We start from the raw sequence: 23,081 nt of genomic DNA on the forward strand, positions 1-23,081 counted from the left end.
GGTAACGCAAGATAGGATTGCTTTTGCGTCAAAAATATCTGCGTTTTTTATTTATACATAGGTTAGTTAAAACTAATTAAAGGAGGCAATACTATCAGACAATATCGCTCAACAGTATTACTTGTGGTCCTGCTGCTGGTCGCGTCCGTTATTTCACTTTTTATAGGCGTGATTGAACTGCCGCTGCAGGAGCTTCTGTCAGGAAATCTGCATTTATGGGAGATCTTTTTGGTATCCCGTCTTCCGCGCCTGCTGGCGATCCTTTGTACCGGTGTGGGAATGAGCGTGGCCGGACTCATTATGCAGCAGCTGTGCAGCAACAAATTCGTGTCACCCACAACTGGCGCCACCATTTCTTCGGCCCAGCTTGGCATTCTGCTGGCGCTGCTGTTCATGCCGTCGTCTACTTTGTGGACCCGGGCGCTCTTTGCCTTTGCGGCAGCGATCCTGGGCACCTGGATCTTCGTCTGGTTCATCCAGCGCATCCAGTTTAAGGATGCGGTGATGGTCCCGCTGGTGGGTATCATGTGCGGCAATGTCATCGGCGGCATTACCAGTTATCTGGCCTATAAATACGAAATGACCCAGGCCCTGTCCTCGTGGCTGGTGGGCCATTTCTCTCTGGTGCTGAAGGGGCGGTATGAGATCGTCGGGCTGACAGTGCCGCTGGTGGCGCTGGCTTTTGTATTCGCCAACCATTTCAATATTGTGGGGCTGGGAAAGGATTTTTCCAGGAACCTGGGGGTTCCCTATAACCTGGTCCTCTTTTCCGGACTTACCATCTCTGCCATGATCACTGCCAGCATCGTGGTGGTTGTCGGCTCCATCTCCTACATTGGTCTCATCGTGCCCAATGTGGTGGCCATGTATAAAGGGGACAGGATCCGGGGCACGTTGGCGGATACTGCCCTGTTCGGCGCCATTTTCGTACTGGTGTGCGACATGATCGGCCGGGTGGTGATCTTTCCTTATGAACTGCCCATCGAACTGATCGTTGGCATACTGGGCAGCCTCATCTTCATTGCCCTGTTGTTTTGCCGGCTTAAATATGGACGCAGGGCCATCCGGCTGGGCGGTACAGGGACAGGCTGCTGCTCCGCCATGCCCGGTCTGAAAGGAGGTGCGGAACAGTGAATACTGCTGCTATACGCGCCAACCGGCGCAGGTTGCTGATCCTGACCGTAATAGTCCTTTTCTGCGCAGCAGCCTATATGCTGGTGGAAGTGGACTTTTCCAACCCCAGGCTGTTTGCGTATGCCATGAAGCTCCGGGCCCCAAAGCTCATCGTCATGCTCATTACCGCCTTTTCCATCGGAGGGGCTTCACTGGTGTTCCAGTCCATCATCAACAACACCATTGTGACACCCTGTCTGCTGGGGATGAATTCCCTCTATACCCTCATCCATACGGCAGTGGTATTTTTCCTGGGATCGGCCAGTGCGGCAGCCTCCAATGCGAATTTGTCCTTTGCAGTGGATGTGGTGCTCATGGGCATTGCGGCCACAGTTATTTACAGCTGGATCTTTAAAAAGACAAAGCACAATGTACTGTACGTGCTGCTGGTGGGTACAGTGCTGACCTCCTTCTTCGGCAGCATCCAGACAACGCTGACCCGGGTCATGGATCCCAATGAGTATGACAGTCTGATGAACACCCTGGTGGCCAGCTTCAGCAATATAAACTCTGAGATCATTGTTTTTTCCCTGATCCTTCTGGCAGCCGTAATCTTTGCCCTGCGAAAAGAGCTGGCCCTGTTGGACGTACTGACCCTTGGAAAGGAGCAGGCCATCAATCTGGGCGTGGATTATGACCGCTGCATCCGCCGCCTGCTGCTGGGCGTAGCCCTCTGCATTGCTGTGGCCACCGCCATGGTGGGACCCATCTCTTTTTTGGGACTCATCATCGCGAACCTGTCCAGACAGCTGCTCAAGACCTACCGGCATACCCATCTGGTGCTTGGCTCAGCTCTGTTTGGTATGATCGTACTGGTGGGCGGGCAGCTCATTGTGGAGCACATATATTCCTATTCCGTTCCGGTGAGTGTATTCATTACCGTGGGCGGCGGTCTTTACTTCCTTTATCTCCTATTGACAAGAAAGAAGGTGTGATTATGAATGTGCAGGAATTGAAGAAACAATATGACGGAAAAACTGTGGTGGACGGCGTGAGCTTTGCCATCCCCAAGGGGAAGGTGACTTCCCTCATCGGTCCCAACGGTGCGGGAAAGTCCACAGTCATGGGCATGATCTCACGGCTTATCGCCCACGACAGCGGAGTGGTAGACTTCGAGGGAAGGGATATTGGAAAGTGGAAAAGCAGGGAGCTTTCCAGGCGGCTTGCCATCCTGACCCAGTCCAACAGCATTCAGATGAAGCTGACCGTGCGGGAACTGGTGGCCTTCGGGCGCTTCCCCTATTCAGGGAACCGGGTCACCCTGGAGGATCAGAAGATCATCGACCGGGCCATTTCCTACATGGAACTGGAGGGCTTCCAGGACCGCTTCATTGACGAGCTTTCCGGAGGCCAGAGGCAGCGGGCCATGATCGCCATGGTCATTGCCCAGGACACCGAGTATGTACTTCTGGACGAGCCTACCAATAACCTGGATATCTACCATGCTACCAATATGATGAAAATCGTCCGCCGTCTCTGTGACGAGCTGGGAAAAACAGTGATCCTGGTGCTGCATGAGATCAACTATGCGGCATTTTATTCCGATTATATCTGTGCCTTCAAGGACGGAAAAATCGCCAGATTCGGCACTGTGGAGGGGGTGATGACAAAAGAGAATCTGTCTCAGATCTATCAGGTGGATTTTGAGATCCTGACCATTGCAGGAAAGCCCTTATCCATCTACTATTGACCCTGTTTTTCAGTACTTTTTTAGAAAAGGAGCAATCAGACATGAACATGAAAAAAATGATCTTTTTTGCCCTGGCCGGCGTGATGTCCCTTGGCCTTGCAGCCTGCTCTGGGGAGAACATAAAAACCACATCCGGGGACAGTATCCCGCCTGCCAGCAGCCAGACCGCCAGTGGACCGCAGAACAAGGAGAGGCCTGAGTCCGTGACCATCATAAGCCTCAACGCCAGCAAGGAGGAAACGGAGCTGGAGGTACCCTACGATCCCCAGCGCATCGCCATTCTGGATATGGCTTCCCTGGATATTCTGGATGCCCTGGGCGTGGGGGACCGGGTCGTTGGCACTGCTGATACCAGCCTGGAGTATCTCCAGAATTACATCAATGACGACATTTCCAGCCTGGGAACCATCAAAGAGGCGGATCTGGAGGCAGTCATGGCCTGCGAGCCGGATGTTATCTTCATCGGAGGCCGCCTGGCTTCCAGCTATGACGCTCTCAGCGAGATCGCTCCCGTGGTCTATCTGGCCACGGACACTGAACTTGGCGTAGTGGAAAGCGTCCGACGGAATGCCATGACCATCGCATCCATGTTTGGGCTTGAGGATAAAGTAGATGAATTAATGGCTGGCTTCAATTCCCGCATTGCTGCCCTGGATGAATTTTCTGCCGGAAAGACTGCGATCATAGGGCTTGTCACCAGCGGCAGCTTCAACGTGCTGGGCAACGATGGACGCTGCTCCATGATCGGACGGGAGATCGGCTTTGAAAATATCGGCGCGGCCGCCGATATTGATACCTCCACCCACGGCAATGAGGCTTCCTTTGAATTCATTGTGGAAAAGGATCCTGACTACATCTTCGTCATGGATCGTGACGCAGCCATCGGCACCGATGGGGCACAGCTGGCCCAGGAGATCATGGAGAACGAGCTTGTGATGGGGACGGACGCCTATAAGAATGGTCATCTCGTCTATCTGGCCCACCCGGCTGTGTGGTACACCGCCGAGGGAGGCATCACCGCTCTGGATCTTATGCTGAAGGATCTGGAGAGCAGTCTGCTGGGTTAAGGCAGTTTCCATATAGCAGCAGTGTATACAAACACGCACCGGTTACAGAGCCCATAGGTATGCTGTGCCCGGTGCGTGCTGCGTTGTGCGCCTGGTCTTGCACATTTCTAAAGGGTGCAGGTCCAAAATCCGCCCGGCAGCGGGAAGGATATAGGGGGAGGCAAGGGGGTTCATCGTGAGGTGGAATCTGAAGGCAGCTGGATGTGGGGAATCTACCAGCCCATGGGCAAGCCTCTGGTCTGATGAACAGAAATGTGGGCAGGGAATAAAAGAACGGATGTTCGATGACTCTGTACTTTTGGAATTATTTATGGTACAATGTCTGCAAAACAGACATTGTACCATTGCGCATCTGGTTTCTGTGTTTAACATGGTTTGTCCCTGTTTCGGCCATATCGAATTACATGGGTACGGCAGGCTCAAAAAAACAAATTCTGTTTTAAATCCTGGAGGTGGTTCTTATGCAAAATGAACAAAAAGTTTTTGAATTACATTCCGAATACGCCCCCACCGGCGACCAGCCCCAGGCCATTGAGGCGCTGGTCAAAGGATTTCAAGAAGGCAATCAATTCCAGACCTTATTAGGAGTTACAGGGTCCGGCAAGACCTTTACCATGGCCAATGTGATCCAGCAGCTAAATAAGCCGACGCTGGTGATCGCGCACAATAAGACCTTAGCAGCACAGCTCTATGGTGAGTTCAAAGAGTTTTTTCCAAATAATGCAGTGGAATATTTTGTCTCCTACTATGATTATTACCAGCCGGAGGCATATGTCCCTTCCACTGACACATATATTGAAAAAGACTCGGCCATTAATGACGAGATCGATAAGCTGCGCCACTCGGCCACAGCGGCGCTTTCAGAGAGAAATGATGTGATCATTGTGGCCTCTGTATCCTGTATCTATGGACTGGGAAGCCCCATCGACTATAAGGAGATGGTGATCTCCCTGCGTCCTGGGATGGAGAAGGACCGGGACGAGGTGATCCATAAGCTGATCGACATCCAGTACACAAGAAATGAGATGGATTTCCGGCGGGGATCCTTCCGGGTCAGAGGAGATGTCCTGGAGGTGTTCCCTGCGTACTCCGGCAGCGAGGCCTACCGGATCGAGTTTTTCGGCGATGAGGTGGACCGGATCTCAGAGATCGACGCGCTGACCGGGGAGGTGAAGGCCCAGCTGGGCCACGTGGCGATTTTTCCGGCCTCCCACTATGTGGTGCCCAAGGAAAAAATGATGGCTGCGACAGAAAATATCCTGGCGGAGATGAAGGAACAGGTGACATTCTTTAAGAGCGAGGATAAGCTTTTGGAGGCCCAGAGGATCGCAGAAAGGACCAATTTTGACGTGGAGATGATGCGGGAGACGGGATTCTGTTCCGGGATCGAGAACTATTCCCGCCACCTGACCTTTGGAAAGCCGGGGGAGCCGCCCTGCACGCTTCTGGACTACTTCCCGGAGGATTTCCTTATTATCGTTGACGAGTCCCATATTACGCTTCCCCAGGTGAGAGGGATGTATTTTGGCGACCGGTCCAGGAAGAAAACTCTGGTGGATTATGGGTTCCGTCTGCCGTCGGCACTGGATAACCGTCCCTTAAATTTTGAGGAATTTGAAAGCCACATCAGCCAGATGATGTTTGTATCCGCCACGCCATCCGTATATGAGGCAGAGCATGAGCTGCTTAGGACAGAGCAGATCATCCGTCCCACCGGCCTTCTGGATCCGGAGATCAGCGTCCGTCCGGTGGAGGGCCAGATCGACGATCTCATCGGAGAGATCAACAAGGAGGTGGAAAGCCACAATAAGGTCCTGATCACAACGCTGACAAAGCGCATGGCTGAGGATCTGACGGATTATATCCGTGAGGCTGGGATCCGGGTCAAATATCTCCACTCAGATATTGATACCCTGGAGCGGGCGGAGATCATCCGCGATATGCGCCTGGATGTGTTCGACGTACTGGTGGGCATCAATCTTCTCAGAGAGGGGCTGGATATCCCGGAGATCACTCTGGTGGCGATTTTGGACGCCGATAAGGAGGGCTTCCTCCGGTCTGAGACCTCTCTGATCCAGACCATCGGCCGCGCTGCCAGAAATGCAGAGGGGCATGTGATCATGTATGCCGATTCCATCACCGATTCCATGAAAGCTGCCATCGATGAGACCAACCGCCGCCGGGAGATCCAGCAAAAGTATAATGAAGACCACGGCATTACACCCCAGACCATTAAAAAGGCCGTCCGTGACCTGATCTCCATTTCCAAAGCGGCAGCAGGAGACGGGGAATTAAAAAAGGATCCGGAATCCATGGATGCAAAGGAGCTGGATAAGCTGGCAAAGGAACTGGCAAAGAAGATGCGCCAGGCAGCGGCCGAGCTGAACTTTGAGGAGGCGGCCAGACTGCGAGACCGTATGAAGGAGGTAAAGCAGATGCTCCTGGAGCTGGAGGGCTGAGACGGAAACGGTCAGAAGGATGTAAGTTTATATTGACAACCAATCCCGGTAAGGCTACAATATCTGCGGAATCGAAGCAGATCCGGGAAGAACAGGATGGGAACCATGAGACTGTGTGACTGTGCTGCCGGAAAGCTATATATGATCCGGACGGTTACGGCAGAGGAAACGATCGTCCGGCGGCTGGAGGCCCTGGGACTCGTCGAGGGAACAAAGGTCCATATTCTGATGAAAAAACAGGACGGCTCTCTGATCGCCGCATTCCAGGGGACACGTCTGGCGCTGGGAAAAAAGATCGCTGGAGCCATTGAAGCGGAGGACTGTGAAGAACATGGGCGCTGAGAGTGTGACGGTCTGCTTTACAGGAAATCCCAACTGTGGAAAGACCACGCTTTTTAATGCGTATACTGGCGCAGGGAAAAAAACAGCCAACTGGCCTGGCGTTACTGTGGCGCTGTCGGAGGGGAGCCTGATGCACCGGGGCCGTCTGGTCCACCTGGTGGATACGCCGGGAATTTACAGCCTGGATCCCTATACTATGGAAGAAACAGTGACCAGACAGTGCATAAGGGACCAGAAGGCGGATGTGATCATCCATGTGGCAGATGCACTTCTTCTGGAAAGAAGCCTGTTTCTGACCATGCAGCTATTGGCGGAGGGAAAGCCTCTGGTCCTGGCTCTCAATATGATGGATCTGGTCCGGGAACGGGGGATGGACATCGATATAGGAAGGCTGTCCAGACTCCTGGGAGGGATCCCGGTGATCCCGGTATCAGCCAGAAGGAGGACTGGGCTGGAGGAGCTGATGGATGCCGCCGTGGAAGCGGCCAGAGCCCGCCGGATGGCAGACGGCAGCGGCCGCTTTGTATCGGGAGCCCGTTATTCTGTATACAGAAGCCATTCTGCGCACAGCGATGGGCCTGCATATGGCGATGGCCCTTCTGGATCCGGGGGCTCCTGGCATGGCCCGGTGTCTGCCAGGGAGCTCCATGACCGGGCCCGGCGGTTTGCCGCTGCCTGTATCCGGTACAGAGGCAGTCCCGCACAGAATAAAAGGAACACGGATCCCAGCGTTGGGAGAGTATTGGATTCTTTCACTGACCGGGCGGACCGGCTCCTGGCCCATCCAGTATGGGGGATCCCCATATTTTTTGGGATCCTGGCCCTGGTATTTTTTCTGACATTTTCTGCCGGAGGCTTTTTGAGAGGATATTTTGAGCGGGGCCTGGCCATGCTTTCAGCGTATATCCTGGAGCTCCTGGGCCGGTGCCGGGTCTCCGGCTGGATCATTTCCCTGGTATCCGATGGGATCCTGGCCGGAGTGGGAGGAGTCCTGGGCTTTCTGCCCAATATCAGCATCCTGTTCCTGGCCCTGGCCTTCTTAGAGGACAGCGGCTATATGGCCAGGATCGCCTGGATCATGAACGGGACCATGGCCTCGGCGGGACTTTCGGGAAAAGCCGTTCTCCCGGTGCTCCTGGGATTTGGCTGTACGGTCCCGGCAGTCCTGGCATCCCGGATCCTGGAGAATGAAAAGGACCGGAGGCGGACGATCCTTATGACGCCGTTCATGTCCTGTTCAGCCAGGCTTCCGGTTTATGTGCTGTTTACGGGAATGTTCTTTCCAGAAGCATCAGCGGCGGTGATCGGAGGCTTATACGTTCTGGGCGTCCTGGCAGCCCTGGGGACGGCCTGGGCAGCCTGGAAGGCAGGACGGGAGGAGCCGTATGAGGATATTCTGCTGATGGAACTGCCTGAATACCGGTGGCCGGATCTGGGAACCGTGGTCTCCTGTGCCTGGGAACGGGTCAGGGACTATCTGGAAAAAGCCGGGACCACGATCTTTCTGGCCTCCCTGGTCCTGTGGTTTTTCCTTCATCTGGGACCACAGGGAGCTGCGTGGGATGTATCAGAAAGCTTCGCGGCAGTCCTGGGACGGGGCCTGGCTCCGGTCCTTGTCCCGGCCGGCCTGGGAGCCTGGCAGACAGCAGTGGCGCTGCTCACCGGACTTTCGGCAAAAGAGGTGGTGGTATCCAGCTTCTTTATTCTTTACGGAGCCGGGAACAGAGGCGCTGGAGGAGGCCATGAGGCTCTTGCAGCCAGTCTTGCAGCCGGCGGCTTTACCGGAGCCAGCGCCCTGGCGCTTCTGGTATTCTGTCTCCTTTATACACCCTGTGCGGCGGCCATGGGAGCCATAAAGCAGGAGACAGGATCCCTCCGCTGGACTGTGGGACTGGCGGTTTATCAGCTTTTTCTGGCCTGGATATGCGCCGTGCTCGTATACCAGGCAGCCAGCCGGATCCCGGGGCTGGGATGACGGAAAGAATTCTGGCCTGTATGGAAGCAGGCGGGAGTGAAATAGACAAAGAGAGGAAAACAGAATGGATGAGAAACTTCTTCTGAAGGCCGTGGTTCTGGCCGGAGAGATCATGCTGTCCAGCGGCGCAGAGGTATCCCGTGTGGAGAATACCATGCAGTTCATGCTGCGGCGGTCCAACTGTGAGGTCACGGAGGCTGTGGTCCTGGCCACAGGACTTTTCGTGACCATGGCTGACCCGGGCGGAGAGCCGATGACCTTTTCCAAGCGGATCCCTGCCAGAAGCACAAACATCAACCGGATCTGCCGGGTCAATGAGGTCTCCAGGCAGTTCTGCCATATGGAGCTGACGGTGGAGGAGGCCTACGAGGAGCTGAAAAGGATCCAGAAGGAGATCCTTTATAAGCCATGGATGAAGCTTGCCGGGATCATCGGTATATCCGTCAGCTTTATCTTTATTTACGGCGGGAACTTCCTGGATCTTTCCACGTCGGTCCTGGTGGGGATCTGTATGGCGGCGGCGGACCGGTTCACAAAGATCCTCCGGCTCAATGATTTCAGTACCACGGCCTTCTGCGGGTTTGTGGTGGCCTTTTCTGCTATGCTCATCCAGGAACTCTGTCCTTTTAAGGTCAGCGGCGATGTGATGATCATGAGTGCCATCATGTATCTGGTGCCCGGGATCCCCTTTACCACTGCGGCCCGGGATACCATTAACGGAGACTATGCCGCCGGATCTGCCAGGATGCTGGAATGTATCGTTGTGGCCCTGGCTGTGGCTGTGGGCGTGGGCTTTGGAATGGTCTGCTTCCGGACATTATGGGGAGGAACGCTATGATGATACTTCAGATACTCAGCGCTTTCAGCGCTGTGCTGGTATTTACCATGATCCTGGAGATACCGAAAAAATATATGCTTTATGCGTCCGCCTCGGGTGCGGTGGGCTGGTGGGCCTACCTGATGGTCCAGAACAGCGGCCATTCGTCTATGCTGGCAGCGTTTTTATCTACTCTGGTGGTGGCCTTTTTAAGTCATATCCTGGCCAGGGTCAAAAAGGCCCCGGTGACAGTGTTTCTGATCACGGGAACGCTTCCGGCAGTGCCGGGAGCCGCCATATACCGGAGCGTTTATTATTTCCTCCAGAACGACTCGGCGCTGGCTACAAAAAATCTTCTGGAGACCATCCAGATCGCCGGAGCCATTGCCATGGGGATCTTTACCATGGACTCTCTGTTCCGGCTGGTTCTGGCCTATGACAGGAAAAAAGCGGAGAAGGGATGATGGTCCCTGTTTCCCGGCTGAAGATATAGATGCGGTCCGAGAGCACGTCCTCCTCAGAGACGTCCTCCCGGTTGATCTCCTGGACCGTCCGGCACAGGAACGCATGATCGAACATAAGATGATCTGGAAATAAAAGGACTTCGTGGATACTGGAAGGCAGGATGATCACATCTGCCTCTTCCTGGTCTGCGAAGTCTTTTATTATATCCCTGTAAAGCATACAGGAGGCTCCGTAGATCCCGCGGCGGTTGGTGAGCACATGGAGTGCCGGCCCGTCTGCTGGGATCTCCACCGCAGGCTCAGCCGCTTCCAGCCCCTTCGCAGCTGCCATAGGCTCAGTGTCTCTTAGGATCTCCGATGCAGCCACATGTTCTGCCGTCTCCAGCCCCTCTGCAGCTGCCATAGGCTCAGTGCCTCTTAGGATTTCCGCCGCAGCCGCGGATCCTGCCGTTTCCAGATCCCTTTCCGTCTCTGCCAGGTCCGGGAACGGGGTATCTACGTAAAAGGGCGGCAGAAGGAGCTCCGTCAGAGGCGTTAGGACAGGGGGAAAGAGAATGGGGGTATTTTCCTCTGCCAGGGAGCGCAGGGTATCTGCATCCATGTCCCAGGCGGAAAGGAGCGGCCAGTGGACCAGGGCGGACACCAGATCGGCAGAGTCCAGGTCCAGGCAGATGAAAAAGACCATAGCCAGATCGTGAAAGGGGAACCATGGGATATGTTTCAGCAGTTCTTCATTCCGCTCCTGGGAAACCAGACGGAAGGCAATGCGGGTTTTTGCAAATTCTGGATCCAGGATCTCCTGGCATATGGAGGATGGGAACGGGGGCCTGCGCTCCAGAAAAGAAAGAACAGAGGCACATATGGTCTCCATAGGTATGCCTTTTTGGTACTGGTCATACAGAGGCTCCAGATAGACGACCGGCCCCAGAGCACTGTCAGCAGGGAGTGCAAAGAGGACATCCGGACATACGCCGTTATTTTTGCAGAGTGTTTTTTGAATAAATTGAGTGCCTGGATCTGAATTTTTGCGCAATATATCCGATATAGCCGAACAAAACTGTGAATAGTGCATAGAAATTACCTCCAGAAATGAAGTTGAATGTGATTAAAAGAAATGGTGTCTATATTGTAAGGGATAAAAAACATGAAATCAATAGTAATTTATGCTTGATTTCTTGGGATAAATGTGATAAAATAACGAAAATTAATTACATATATTTGTGCAAAATGGATAGTATGCCTGTGCCTGGGGATATACGATCCATTTAAAAGTGTTTTCTAAATCGATGCATTTGGCCAGTGGTCATGCAAATATAATTATGAGGTGAGAGAGTATGACAAAAAAACTTATGCGCGGCTTAGTACCGGTAATGGTCCTTTCAGCGGCAGCAGCCCTGTTTACAGGCTGTGGCTCCAAAGAGGCTCCCGCAGATACGACCCAGGCTGGCGGCTCTAAGGAAACAGAAGCTGCCGGATCCACAGCAGCCTCTGAGAACAAGGAAACCGAGTCCAAGGGAAGTTCCTCCAAGGATACTCTGATCATTGCGACTGCCAATGAGACACCCAGTGTTACCACAAACCTGCACAACGCAGTGGCCGGAGACTATATCAACCAGATGACCCACAACAGCCTGTTCTATACAGACGAGAACCTGGAGCCCCAGCCGTGTCTTGTGGAATCCTATGAGATCGTAAGCGATACCGAATGGGTGTTCAAGCTGAAACAGGGCGTGAAGTTCCACAATGGCCAGGAGATGAAGGCCGCCGACGTAAAAGCATCTCTGGAGCTTTGTAAGGAATCCCCGCAGGTTTCCCAGTACGGCACCTCCAGCGGAACCATTGAAGTAGTAGATGATTATACAATTAAGATGACAACAGACGGCCCGCAGTCCGGTCTTCTTTCTGACCTCTGCCATCACGGAAACGCGATCCTTCCGGCAGACCTGATCGCCAGCGGACACGACTTCAACAAAGAACCCATCGGCACAGGCCCATACAAGCTGGTGGCCTGGAACAAGGGCGAGAGCCTTGAACTGGAAGCATTTGAAGATTACTGGGGCGGCGCTCCGGCTATTAAGAAGGTTGTATGGAAAGTGATCCCCGAGGGCTCCTCCCGTACCATGGCCCTTGAGGCTGGCGAGGTTGACCTGATCATCGAGGTTGAGTCCACTGACTTTACACGCTTACAGGACAACGCCGATCTTGTTACCTTCAACGAGGCAGGTACCTCCCACAACTGGCTGATGATCAACAACGAGAAGGCTCCCTTTGACAACATCGACTTCCGCCGCGCCCTTGCATCTGCCATTGACAAGAATGCAGTGGTACAGGTTGCGTTAAACGGTCTGGGCAGTGTATCTGACAGTATGATCGCTGAAAGCTTCCCGGGCGTTGTGACCGACGGAGCTCCGACCTATGACCCGGAAAAGGCGAAAGAGTATCTGGCGGCATCCGGCTTAAATCCGGCAGACTGCGGATTCACGATCATCTGCTCCGATGATACAAAGCTCCGTGCAGGACAGGTGATCCAGTCCTCCTTAAAGGAGAACCTTGGAGTCGACGTTACTCTGGAATCCATGGACCTTGCTACATACCTGGATAAGACAGCGGTAGGTGATTATGAGGCATCCATCGGCGGCTACACCTCCAGCGGCGTTCTTCCCTATGCCGTAGGCGTTTACCACTCCAAATCCATCGACGGTTCCAACAAGACCCGTACCAACGAGCCGGCCATCGATGAGCTGATCGACAAGCTCCAGGCTACACTGGATCCGGAAGAGAACGTAAAGGTTGTTACCGAGCTCAGCAAGGCTGTGAATGAAAACTGCCCGCAGATCCCGTTATACTTAAGAAACAATGTGCGTGCATACGCCAAAGGCCTTCAGGGCTTCAATCTGAACGCAGGCGGAAACACATTCTACGAGCAGATGAGCTGGGGCGAGAACTAAATATTGGTGGCTTCTGTAAGCATACAGATGAACGTATATACGTTCAGATGAACCTTTAAAAGTGAGCAGGGATCTGGCCCCATAAAGGGTACAGGTCCCTGCTTTCACTTAATACATAACTTTTAAGTAATGGATATACGGAAGGATTGGTGATATGCAGAGCGGAAGGAGGATTTCATGGGGAAAGGAGAGATGGCTTGAAAACCGGATGATTCTCGAGGCTTTTGCAGTCTGTATGTGGAAAATTATATAAAATATTGAAAAAATAAATATAAATACGAAGAAACTTGTGAAAAAATCCCTATACACGGCAAAAAAATAATGAGGAGGGGAGCGAGAAACGTAGGATAAAGGAAAAAATAACGAAGATAGATATAATTTATACTTGATTTATATGGATAAATATGATAAAATGACGAACATAAATCACGTATATTTGTGCAAAATGAATACATTGCTCTATATCTGCTGATGTATGAATGCCTGACAAGGGTCTTCTAAAATTGATGCATTTGGCCAGTGGTCATGCAAATATAATTATGAGGTGAGAGAGTATGACGAAAAAACTTATGCGCGGGTTAGTACCGGTAATGGTCCTTTCCGCAGCAGCCGCCCTGTTCACAGGCTGTGGTTCCAAGGACTCCGGTGCAGACGCAAAACCGGCAGGCGAAACCAAGGAAACAGAAGCAGCCGGCTCTACAGCGGCATCCGAAGACAAGGGAACTGAATCCAAGGGTACTTCTTCCAAGGATACCCTGATCATTGCGACTGCCAATGAGACTCCCAGTGTTACCACGAACCTCCATAATGCGACGGCTGGTGACTATATCAACCAGATGACTCATGAGGGGCTGTTTACCTCCAGCGTTGATTTAACACCGCAGCCGGCTTTGGCTGAATCCTATGAGATCGTAAGCGATACCGAGTGGGTATTCAAGCTGAGACAGGGCGTGAAATTCCACAATGGCCAGGAAGTGAAGGCCGCCGACGTAAAAGCTTCCCTGGAACTTTGTAAGGAATCCCCGCAGGTTTCCCAGTACGGTGACGCAGTGGAATCCGTTGAAGTGATCGATGACTATACAGTTAAGATCACAACAAACGGCCCGCACTCCGGGCTTCTTACAGACCTGAGCCATCACGGAAACGCCATCCTTCCGGCAGACCTGATCGCCAGCGGACATGACTTCAACAAAGAGCCCATCGGTACCGGCCCATACAAATTTGTGGCATGGAACAAGGGCGAGAGCATCGAGCTGGAAGCCAATGAGGATTACTGGGGCGGCGCTCCTGCCATCAAGCACGTGACCTGGAAGATCATTCCGGAGGGCTCCTCCCGTACCATGGCCCTTGAGGCCGGCGAAGTGGACATGATCATCGAGGTTGAGTCCACAGACCTTTCCCGTTTACAGGACAACCCGGATATCGTTACAGTCAACGAGCCTGGTACAGGCCACAACTGGGTAATGATCAACAACGAGAAGGCTCCCTTCGATAACGTGGACTTCCGCCGCGCCATCGACGCTGCTGTTGATAAGAACGCAGTGGTACAGGTTGCTTTAAATGGACAGGGTTCCGTATCTGACAGCATGCTTCCGGAATGTTTCCCGGGCGTTGTGACAGACGGTGCTCCCACCTATGATCCGGAGAAAGCAAAAGAGTATCTGGCAGCATCCGGCTTAAGCCCGGCAGACTGCACCTTCTCTATTATCTGCTCCGACGATACAAAGCTCCGTGCCGGACAGGTGATCCAGTCCTCCTTAAAGGAAAACCTGGGCATCGACGTGACGCTGGAGTCCATGGACCTTGCTACATACCTGGATAAGACCGCAGTAGGTGATTACCAGGCTGCCATCGGCGGATACACCTCCAGCGACGTATTAGCTCACTGCATGGGCGTTTACCACTCCAAATCCATCGACGGTTCCAACAAGACCCGTCTGAACGATCCGGAGATCGATGCTTTCATTGATAAGATCAAAGCTACACTGGATCCGGAGGAAAATGTAAAGATCGTTACGGAACTCAGTAAGTCTCTGAATGAGATATGTCCGCAGGTTCCCCTCTACTTAAAGAACAACGTACGTGCATACGCAAAGGGCCTGGAAGGCTTCACAATGAGCCCGACCGGCGGTATGTACATCGAGGACCTGAGCTGGAGCGAATAATTTTTATTTGAAGTAAACTCTTTAAGAAGATAACAGGGACCTGGCCCCTGGAAGGCCGGTCCCTGTTTTGATTAAAATTTATGTAGAGAGGAGAGGATCGCACCATATGATCAAGTTTATAATCAAACGTCTTCTGGCACTGATCCCGGTACTGGTCGGAGTATCACTGCTCGTATTCTTTATCCTTGATTTGGCTCCTGGTGATCCTGCCAAGGCTGCTCTGGGTGAGCAGGCACGTCCCGAAGATATCGAGGCGTTCCGGGAGGAAATGGGCTTAAATGACCCGTTCATTGTCCGTTACGTAAACTACATGCTGGGCCTCTGTCAGGGAGACCTGGGAACCTCCTATAAGACCCGTGATCCGGTAGGAGAAGAGGTATGGGCCCGTCTGCCAAATACGGCGATGTTAGCGCTTACCTCCACTGTGGTAGCCATCTTACTGGCACTTCCGTTAGGAATCATCGCGGCCATCAAGCAGAACACGCTGTTCGATGGCATCAGCATGTTCATATCCCTCCTGGGTATCTCAATGCCCGTATTCTGGATGGGCCTCCTGCTGATCCTGTTCTTCTCTGTAAAGCTGGGCTGGTTCCCGGTATCCGGAGCAGACCAGGGGATCAAGAGCCTTGTGCTGCCGTCCATCGCGTTAGGCTTCATGCACATGGCATCCATCGCCCGTACCACCAGAAGCTCCATGCTTGAGACGATCCGCCAGGACTACATCCGTACTGTGCGTGCAAAAGGCCTTCCGGAGAAGGAGGTCATCACCCGCCATGCCTTAAGGAATGCGCTGATCCCGACGACAACGGTCATCGGCCTCCAGATCGGAGGAATGTTAGGCGGTTCCGTACTGACCGAGAGCGTGTTCGCATGGCCGGGGATCGGCCGTTACATGATCCAGTCCATCCAGGGCCGTGACATCCCGTCGGTCATGGGCTGCATCATCATCTTTGCACTCAGCTTCGCGGTGATCAACCTGATCGTAGACCTGATCTACGGCTTCATCGATCCGCGAATCAAAGCACAGTATAAGTAAGGAGGGGAAGACAGTAATGAGCAATGCTTCTGCAAAAAATGTAAATGCACCTGCTGACATCAAGAAGAAGAGTCAGTTCGTAGAAGTCTGGAAGCGTCTCTGCCGGAACAAGACGGCAGTCCTCGGACTCGTGATCGTTGCACTGCTGACGCTGATGGCGATCCTTTCTCCGATCCTGATCGACTATGAAACGCAGGTGATCAAGACCAATTACAGTGAGGCCCTCCAGGCGCCCAGTGCAAACCACTGGTTCGGAACGGACGAGATGGGCCGTGACATCCTACTGCGTGTCATGTACGGTTCCACCGTTTCCCTTTCCATCGGAGTGGTGACCGTGGCAGTTTCCCTGACCGTGGGCCTGATCCTGGGAGCGGCAGCCGGATACTTCGGAGGAAAGACGGACATGATCATCATGCGTATCATGGACATCTTCCTTGCGATCCCCGGAACGCTGCTTGCGATCTGTATCGTGGCATCCCTTGGAAACTCCATCCCGAACCTTGTCATCGCGCAGGCGGTATCCTCGATCCCGACGTTCTCCCGTGTCGTGCGCGGAGCGGTCATCACAGCCCGTGACGCCGACTACGTGGAGGCAGCAAGGGCCATCGGGGCGAAGGATGCGACGATCATCTTCCATGAGGTGCTGCCCAACAGCCTTGCGCCGATCATCGTGCAGACGACCTTACAGGTGGCATCGGTGATCCTTTCCATCGCAGGCCTTTCCTTCATCGGACTGGGAATCCCGGCGCCGAGACCGGAGTGGGGCGCAATGCTCTCCGGAGCCCGTGCCTACATCCGTGACTACAGCTACATGTGCCTGTTCCCGGGCCTTGCAATCATGACCACGATCCTCTCACTCAACCTTCTGGGTGACGGACTTCGTGATGCACTTGATCCGAGACTGCGTTAAGGGGGTAGCAAGATGAGCGAAAATGTAAAAATCGAAAACAAGAAGACCGGGGGGAAGGACCTGACCGCAGAGATCAAGAACCTGGTGGTGGAATTCCGCACGGACTACGGAGTGGTGCAGGCATTAAACGGCCTGGACCTTGAGATCGGGAGAGGAAAGACCCTGGGCCTGGTAGGAGAGACGGGAGCCGGAAAGACGACGACGGGCCTGTCCCTGTTACGGCTGATCCCGGACCCGCCGGGAGTGATCGTGGACGGAAGCATCAAGCTGGACGGCCAGGACATCCTTTCCATGAGTGAAAAAGAGATGCAGGACATCCGGGGAAAGAAAGTAGCCATGATCTTCCAGGATCCCATGACCTCCTTAGACCCGGTCATGACGGTAGAGGAGCAGATCGCAGAGGTCATCAAGCTCCATGAAAAAGACGTGGACCCGATGCAGAAGGCCAGGGAGATGCTGGAGTTAGTAGGGATCCCCGGAAGCCGCGGAGGCGAGTACCCGCACCAGTTCTCCGGCGGAATGAAGCAGCGGGTGGTCATCGCCATGGCGCTTGCGTGCAACCCGGAGCTTCTGATCGCGGACGAGCCGACGACGGCCCTGGACGTGACGATCCAGGCGCAGGTGCTGGAGATGATGAAGGGCCTGCGTGACAAATACAACACCTCGATGTTAATGATCACCCATGACCTGGGGATCGTGGCCGAGATCTGTGACGAGGTATCGGTGGTATACGCAGGGCGTGTCATCGAGCACGGGACCCTGGAGGATATCTTCAAGAATACCCGCCACCCGTATACAGAGGGCCTGTTCAACTCCCTGCCGAACCTTGAGAACCGGCAGGCAGAGTTAAAGCCCATCAAGGGCCTGATGCCGGATCCCAGCAACCTGCCGAAGGGATGCGCGTTCTGCCCGAGATGCGAGTATGCGATGGAGATCTGCAAGACGCAGAAGCCGCCGAGGACGTACCGGAACGATACCCACTATGTGGAGTGCCACCTGTACAATAAAGACAACATCCATGAAGGGAAGGTGAACATTCGATGAGCCAGCCGCTGCTTGAAGTAAAAAATCTCAGAAAGTATTTCAAAACCCCGAAGGGGATGCTGCACGCCGTGGATGATGTCACCTTTACGATCGAAAAAGGAAAGACGTTGGGCGTGGTAGGCGAGTCCGGCTGCGGAAAGTCCACCACAGGCCGTGCGATCCTGCGTCTGATCGAGCCGACGGCCGGCGAGGTGCTGTTCGAGGGCCAGGATGTGGTGAAGCTGTCTGCGGAGGAGATGCGAAAGAAACGTACAGACATGCAGATCATCTTCCAGGACCCGTTCTCCAGCTTAAACCCGCGTAAGACCATCAGCCAGATCATCGCGGATCCGTTAAAGATCAACAAGATCATCACGGACAAGAACGAGCAGATGGACCGTGTGCGTGAGTTGATGGAGACGGTAGGCCTTGCAGACCGTCTGATCAACACATACCCCCACGAGCTGGACGGAGGCCGCCGCCAGAGGATCGGGATCGCGAGGGCACTGGCGTTAAACCCGAAGTTCATCGTGTGTGACGAGCCGGTATCCGCCCTGGACGTATCGATCCAGGCGCAGATCCTGAACCTGATGAAGCAGCTGCAGAACAAGATGGGTCTGACCTACATGTTCATCACCCATGACCTGTCCGTGGTAAACCATTTCTCGGACGACATCGCGGTTATGTATCTTGGAAAGCTGATCGAGAAGGCGCCGTCAGAGGAGCTGTTTGCCCACCCGACGCACCCGTATACCCAGGCGCTGTTATCAGCGATCCCGATCCCGTCCCTGGACAACCGGAGGGAGAGGATCCTGTTAAAGGGAGAGATTACCTCGCCCATCGAGCCGCCGAAGGCATGCCGTTTTGCGAACCGGTGTCCGTATGCGACGGACCGCTGCCGCTCGGAGGAGCCGCAGCTGAAGGAAATCAGCCCGGGCCACTTCGTGTCCTGCTTCCTTACCGACTAGGCTTTATAAGGCCGGAACTCTTTTATGGGAGTTCCGGTCTTTTTTGCATTATATCTTTTTGGTACTGGATGTGGGAAAATATGGATGAAAGAAGAGGCATAAGGCGTTTGTGGGAAAAGGAGAGAAAAGGGATATGGTGGTCCAGAGTATCCTTGCAGGGCTGGATGCAGGGAACAGGAAAAGGAAATTGTAAGGTTGTGTATTTTGTTGAAAAAACAGGAAAAAAAAGGGAATGGTTCGTGGGAAATTTTCTATGTGGAGTTGGGGGAAATGTCCGGATCCAGGGAAAGAATCATGAAATATAGATAAAATTAATGAATACACCCATAATTTATGCTTGATTTCTATAATAAATTGTGATAAAATGGCAAAAGTTGCCCAAAACATTTGTGCAAAATAGATAATATGCCCATATGGGGTATGGACAAAGTATTTTTTATTTCGTGCATTTGACCATAGGTCATGCAAATATAATTATGAGGTGAGAGAGAATGACGAAAAAACTTATGCGCGGTTTAGTGCCGGTAATGGTTCTTTCTGCTGCTGTTGCCCTGTTCACAGGCTGCGGCTCCAAGGACTCCGGTGCAGATTCAAAACCGGCAGGCGACTCCAAAGAGACCACAGCTGAGGCTGGCAAGGATTCTGGATCCAAGGGAACTTCTTCCAAGGATACTCTGATCATTGCAACTGCCAATGAAACACCCAGTGTTACCACGAATCTGCACAATGCGACGGCTGGTGACTATATCAACCAGATGACCCATGAAGGCCTGTTCTATTCCAGCGCGGACTTAACACCGCAGCCGGCTTTAGCAGAATCCTATGAGATCGTAAGCGATACCGAGTGGGTATTCAAGCTGAGACAGGGCGTGAAATTCCACAATGGCCAGGAAGTGAAGGCCGCCGACGTAAAAGCTTCCCTGGAACTTTGTAAGGAATCCCCGCAGGTTTCCCAGTACGGCGACGCAGTGGAATCCGTTGAAGTGATCGACGACTATACAGTTAAGATCACAACCAACGGCCCGCACTCCGGTCTTCTTACAGATCTGAGCCACCACGGCAACGCCATCCTTCCGGCAGACCTGATCGCCAGCGGACATGACTTCAACAAAGAGCCCATCGGCACCGGCCCATACAAATTTGTTGCATGGAACAAGGGTGAGAGCATTGAGCTGGAAGCCAATGAGGATTACTGGGGAGAGGTTCCGGCCATCAAGCACGTGATCTGGAAGATCATTCCGGAGGGCTCCTCCCGTACCATGGCCCTTGAGGCCGGCGAAGTGGACATGATCATCGAGGTTGAGTCCACAGACCTTTCCCGTTTACAGGACAACCCGGATATCGTTACAGTCAACGATCCGGGTACAGGCCATAACTGGATGATGGTAAATAATGAGAAGGCTCCCTTCGATAACGTGGATTTCCGCCGCGCCATTGACGCTGCTATTGATAAGAACGCAGTGGTACAGGTTGCCTTAAACGGACAGGGTTCCGTATCTGACAGCATGCTTCCGGAGTGCTTCCCGGGCGTTGTGACTGACGGAGCTCCCACCTATGACCCGGAGAAGGCAAAAGAGTACCTGGCAGCATCCGGCTTAAATCCGGCAGACTGCGGCTTCGCTCTGATCTGCTCTGACGATACAAAGCTCCGTGCCGGACAGGTGATCCAGTCCTCCTTAAAGGAAAACCTGGGCATTGATATCACTCTGGAGTCCATGGACCTTGCTACATACCTGGATAAGACATCTGCAGGCGATTACCAGGCTGCCATCGGCGGATATACCTCCAGCGATGTTCTGGCACACTCCATGGGTGTTTACCATTCCAAATCCATCGGCGGTTCCAACAAGACCCGTCTGAACGATCCGGAGATCGATGCTCTCATCGATAAGGTGAAAGCTACGCTGGATCCGGAAGAAAACCTGAAGGTTGTTACCGAGCTGAGCAAGGCTCTGAACGATACCTGCACACAGGTTCCGATCTACTTAAAGAACAACGTACGCGCATATGCAAAGGGACTTGAAGGCTTTAAGATGAGCCCGAGCGGCGGTATGTACATCAGTGAGCTGAGCTGGAGCGAATAATCCAGACGCACAGCTCTCAGATGAATCTTTAAAAGAGGCTGGGGACCTGGCCTTGAAAGGCCGGTCCCTGTTTTGATTAAAATTTATGTAGAGGGGAGAGGATCGCACCATATGATCAAGTTTATAATCAAACGTCTTCTGGCACTGATCCCGGTACTGGTCGGAGTATCACTGCTCGTATTCTTTATCCTTGATTTGGCTCCTGGTGATCCTGCCAAGGCTGCTCTGGGTGAGCAGGCACGTCCCGAAGATATCGAGGCGTTCCGGGAGGAAATGGGCTTAAATGACCCGTTCATTGTCCGTTACGTAAACTACATGCTGGGCCTCTGTCAGGGAGACCTGGGAACCTCCTATAAGACCCGTGATCCGGTAGGAGAAGAGGTATGGGCCCGTCTGCCAAATACGGCGATGTTAGCGCTTACCTCCACTGTGGTAGCCATCTTACTGGCACTTCCGTTAGGAATCATCGCGGCCATCAAGCAGAACACGCTGTTCGATGGCATCAGCATGTTCATATCCCTCCTGGGTATCTCAATGCCCGTATTCTGGATGGGCCTCCTGCTGATCCTGTTCTTCTCTGTAAAGCTGGGCTGGTTCCCGGTATCCGGAGCAGACCAGGGGATCAAGAGCCTTGTGCTGCCGTCCATCGCGTTAGGCTTCATGCACATGGCATCCATCGCCCGTACCACCAGAAGCTCCATGCTTGAGACGATCCGCCAGGACTACATCCGTACTGTGCGTGCAAAAGGCCTTCCGGAGAAGGAGGTCATCACCCGCCATGCCTTAAGGAATGCGCTGATCCCGACGACAACGGTCATCGGCCTCCAGATCGGAGGAATGTTAGGCGGTTCCGTACTGACCGAGAGCGTGTTCGCATGGCCGGGGATCGGCCGTTACATGATCCAGTCCATCCAGGGCCGTGACATCCCGTCGGTCATGGGCTGCATCATCATCTTTGCACTCAGCTTCGCGGTGATCAACCTGATCGTAGACCTGATCTACGGCTTCATCGATCCGCGAATCAAAGCACAGTATAAGTAAGGAGGGGAAGACAGTAATGAGCAATGCTTCTGCAAAAAATGTAAATGCACCTGCTGACATCAAGAAGAAGAGTCAGTTCGTAGAAGTCTGGAAGCGTCTCTGCCGGAACAAGACGGCAGTCCTCGGACTCGTGATCGTTGCACTGCTGACGCTGATGGCGATCCTTTCTCCGATCCTGATCGACTATGAAACGCAGGTGATCAAGACCAATTACAGTGAGGCCCTCCAGGCGCCCAGTGCAAACCACTGGTTCGGAACGGACGAGATGGGCCGTGACATCCTACTGCGTGTCATGTACGGTTCCACCGTTTCCCTTTCCATCGGAGTGGTGACCGTGGCAGTTTCCCTGACCGTGGGCCTGATCCTGGGAGCGGCAGCCGGATACTTCGGAGGAAAGACGGACATGATCATCATGCGTATCATGGACATCTTCCTTGCGATCCCCGGAACGCTGCTTGCGATCTGTATCGTGGCATCCCTTGGAAACTCCATCCCGAACCTTGTCATCGCGCAGGCGGTATCCTCGATCCCGACGTTCTCCCGTGTCGTGCGCGGAGCGGTCATCACAGCCCGTGACGCCGACTACGTGGAGGCAGCAAGGGCCATCGGGGCGAAGGATGCGACGATCATCTTCCATGAGGTGCTGCCCAACAGCCTTGCGCCGATCATCGTGCAGACGACCTTACAGGTGGCATCGGTGATCCTTTCCATCGCAGGCCTTTCCTTCATCGGACTGGGAATCCCGGCGCCGAGACCGGAGTGGGGCGCAATGCTCTCCGGAGCCCGTGCCTACATCCGTGACTACAGCTACATGTGCCTGTTCCCGGGCCTTGCAATCATGACCACGATCCTCTCACTCAACCTTCTGGGTGACGGACTTCGTGATGCACTTGATCCGAGACTGCGTTAAGGGGGTAGC

General features: G+C 53.5%; 20 protein-coding genes. 19 read left to right on the plus strand and 1 reads right to left on the minus strand.

Annotated elements, in window-relative coordinates; genetic code table 11:
* Positions 1–123 precede the first annotated feature (123 nt).
* The 9 genes from ACI6NM_RS16175 (at position 124) to ACI6NM_RS16215 (ending at position 9,987) form a co-directional block, all read left to right on the plus strand.
* Positions 124–1,134: an ABC transporter permease gene (locus tag ACI6NM_RS16175; protein ID WP_330599922.1), complete on the plus strand. Its 1,011-nt coding sequence runs from the start codon at positions 124–126 to the stop codon at positions 1,132–1,134.
* Entirely contained in the window at positions 1,131–2,108 is a 978-nt protein-coding gene (locus tag ACI6NM_RS16180; protein ID WP_262427166.1) for an iron chelate uptake ABC transporter family permease subunit, read from the plus strand. The genes ACI6NM_RS16175 and ACI6NM_RS16180 overlap by 4 nt, the downstream gene beginning before the upstream one ends.
* A gap of 2 nt (positions 2,109–2,110) precedes the next feature.
* Positions 2,111–2,863, plus strand: coding sequence for an iron ABC transporter ATP-binding protein (locus tag ACI6NM_RS16185; RefSeq protein WP_262427165.1), 753 nt, complete (start codon positions 2,111–2,113; stop codon positions 2,861–2,863).
* Between the two features lie 47 nt (positions 2,864–2,910).
* A complete protein-coding gene (locus tag ACI6NM_RS16190) occupies positions 2,911–3,930 on the plus strand; it encodes a siderophore ABC transporter substrate-binding protein (protein ID WP_262427179.1) in 1,020 nt (339 codons plus the stop codon).
* Between the two features lie 461 nt (positions 3,931–4,391).
* Entirely contained in the window at positions 4,392–6,389 is a 1,998-nt protein-coding gene (uvrB, locus tag ACI6NM_RS16195) for an excinuclease ABC subunit UvrB (RefSeq protein WP_262427164.1), read from the plus strand.
* A gap of 96 nt (positions 6,390–6,485) precedes the next feature.
* Positions 6,486–6,731: a FeoA family protein gene (locus tag ACI6NM_RS16200; protein WP_252207687.1), complete on the plus strand. Its 246-nt coding sequence runs from the start codon at positions 6,486–6,488 to the stop codon at positions 6,729–6,731.
* Positions 6,721–8,706 carry a ferrous iron transport protein B gene (gene feoB, locus ACI6NM_RS16205; RefSeq protein WP_262427163.1) on the plus strand — a complete coding sequence of 662 codons (1,986 nt, stop codon included), beginning with the start codon at positions 6,721–6,723 and terminating at the stop codon, positions 8,704–8,706. The genes ACI6NM_RS16200 and feoB overlap by 11 nt, the downstream gene beginning before the upstream one ends.
* A gap of 64 nt (positions 8,707–8,770) precedes the next feature.
* On the plus strand, positions 8,771–9,544 hold the full coding sequence (locus tag ACI6NM_RS16210; protein WP_022272552.1) for a threonine/serine exporter family protein: 774 nt from the start codon (positions 8,771–8,773) through the stop codon (positions 9,542–9,544).
* Positions 9,541–9,987 carry a threonine/serine exporter family protein gene (locus tag ACI6NM_RS16215; protein ID WP_022272553.1) on the plus strand — a complete coding sequence of 149 codons (447 nt, stop codon included), beginning with the start codon at positions 9,541–9,543 and terminating at the stop codon, positions 9,985–9,987. The genes ACI6NM_RS16210 and ACI6NM_RS16215 overlap by 4 nt, the downstream gene beginning before the upstream one ends.
* On the opposite strand, the gene ACI6NM_RS16220 is transcribed toward ACI6NM_RS16215, so the two are convergent.
* Positions 9,923–11,059 (minus strand): DUF5688 family protein, encoded by a 1,137-nt coding sequence (locus tag ACI6NM_RS16220; RefSeq protein WP_262427162.1) that lies wholly within the window; start codon positions 11,057–11,059, stop codon positions 9,923–9,925. The two genes, ACI6NM_RS16215 and ACI6NM_RS16220, sit on opposite strands and share 65 nt — an antisense overlap.
* Before the next feature lie 262 nt (positions 11,060–11,321).
* Here ACI6NM_RS16220 and ACI6NM_RS16225 point away from each other — a divergent pair, with 262 nt between their 5' ends.
* The 10 genes from ACI6NM_RS16225 to ACI6NM_RS16270 all read left to right on the plus strand — a co-directional run bounded on the left by ACI6NM_RS16225 (position 11,322) and on the right by ACI6NM_RS16270 (position 23,072).
* Entirely contained in the window at positions 11,322–12,935 is a 1,614-nt protein-coding gene (locus ACI6NM_RS16225) for an ABC transporter substrate-binding protein (RefSeq protein WP_158360092.1), read from the plus strand.
* A gap of 554 nt (positions 12,936–13,489) precedes the next feature.
* A complete protein-coding gene (locus tag ACI6NM_RS16230; protein ID WP_158360091.1) occupies positions 13,490–15,100 on the plus strand; it encodes an ABC transporter substrate-binding protein in 1,611 nt (536 codons plus the stop codon).
* A 106-nt stretch (positions 15,101–15,206) separates the two neighbouring features.
* Positions 15,207–16,136 (plus strand): nickel ABC transporter permease, encoded by a 930-nt coding sequence (nikB, locus tag ACI6NM_RS16235; RefSeq protein ID WP_022272169.1) that lies wholly within the window; start codon positions 15,207–15,209, stop codon positions 16,134–16,136.
* 16 nt (positions 16,137–16,152) lie between these two features.
* Positions 16,153–17,046, plus strand: coding sequence for an ABC transporter permease (locus ACI6NM_RS16240; protein WP_418539452.1), 894 nt, complete (start codon positions 16,153–16,155; stop codon positions 17,044–17,046).
* Between the two features lie 12 nt (positions 17,047–17,058).
* Positions 17,059–18,090 (plus strand): ABC transporter ATP-binding protein, encoded by a 1,032-nt coding sequence (locus ACI6NM_RS16245; RefSeq protein WP_418539453.1) that lies wholly within the window; start codon positions 17,059–17,061, stop codon positions 18,088–18,090.
* The gene (locus ACI6NM_RS16250) at positions 18,087–19,037 is read left to right on the plus strand and encodes an ABC transporter ATP-binding protein (RefSeq protein WP_022272166.1); all 951 of its coding nucleotides are present in this window, start codon (positions 18,087–18,089) and stop codon (positions 19,035–19,037) included. The genes ACI6NM_RS16245 and ACI6NM_RS16250 overlap by 4 nt, the downstream gene beginning before the upstream one ends.
* Positions 19,038–19,117: 80 nt before the next feature.
* Positions 19,118–19,342 carry a hypothetical protein gene (locus ACI6NM_RS16255; RefSeq protein ID WP_262427991.1) on the plus strand — a complete coding sequence of 75 codons (225 nt, stop codon included), beginning with the start codon at positions 19,118–19,120 and terminating at the stop codon, positions 19,340–19,342.
* Between the two features lie 186 nt (positions 19,343–19,528).
* The gene (locus tag ACI6NM_RS16260; RefSeq protein WP_215653851.1) at positions 19,529–21,121 is read left to right on the plus strand and encodes an ABC transporter substrate-binding protein; all 1,593 of its coding nucleotides are present in this window, start codon (positions 19,529–19,531) and stop codon (positions 21,119–21,121) included.
* Positions 21,122–21,232: 111 nt separating this feature from the next.
* On the plus strand, positions 21,233–22,162 hold the full coding sequence (nikB, locus tag ACI6NM_RS16265) for a nickel ABC transporter permease (protein ID WP_022272169.1): 930 nt from the start codon (positions 21,233–21,235) through the stop codon (positions 22,160–22,162).
* A gap of 16 nt (positions 22,163–22,178) precedes the next feature.
* The gene (locus ACI6NM_RS16270; RefSeq protein ID WP_418539452.1) at positions 22,179–23,072 is read left to right on the plus strand and encodes an ABC transporter permease; all 894 of its coding nucleotides are present in this window, start codon (positions 22,179–22,181) and stop codon (positions 23,070–23,072) included.
* Positions 23,073–23,081: the final 9 nt, after the last annotated feature.

This window comes from Pilosibacter sp. YYHA0881, assembly GCF_051602715.1.
GTDB lineage: Bacteria > Bacillota > Clostridia > Lachnospirales > Lachnospiraceae > Alitiscatomonas > Alitiscatomonas aceti.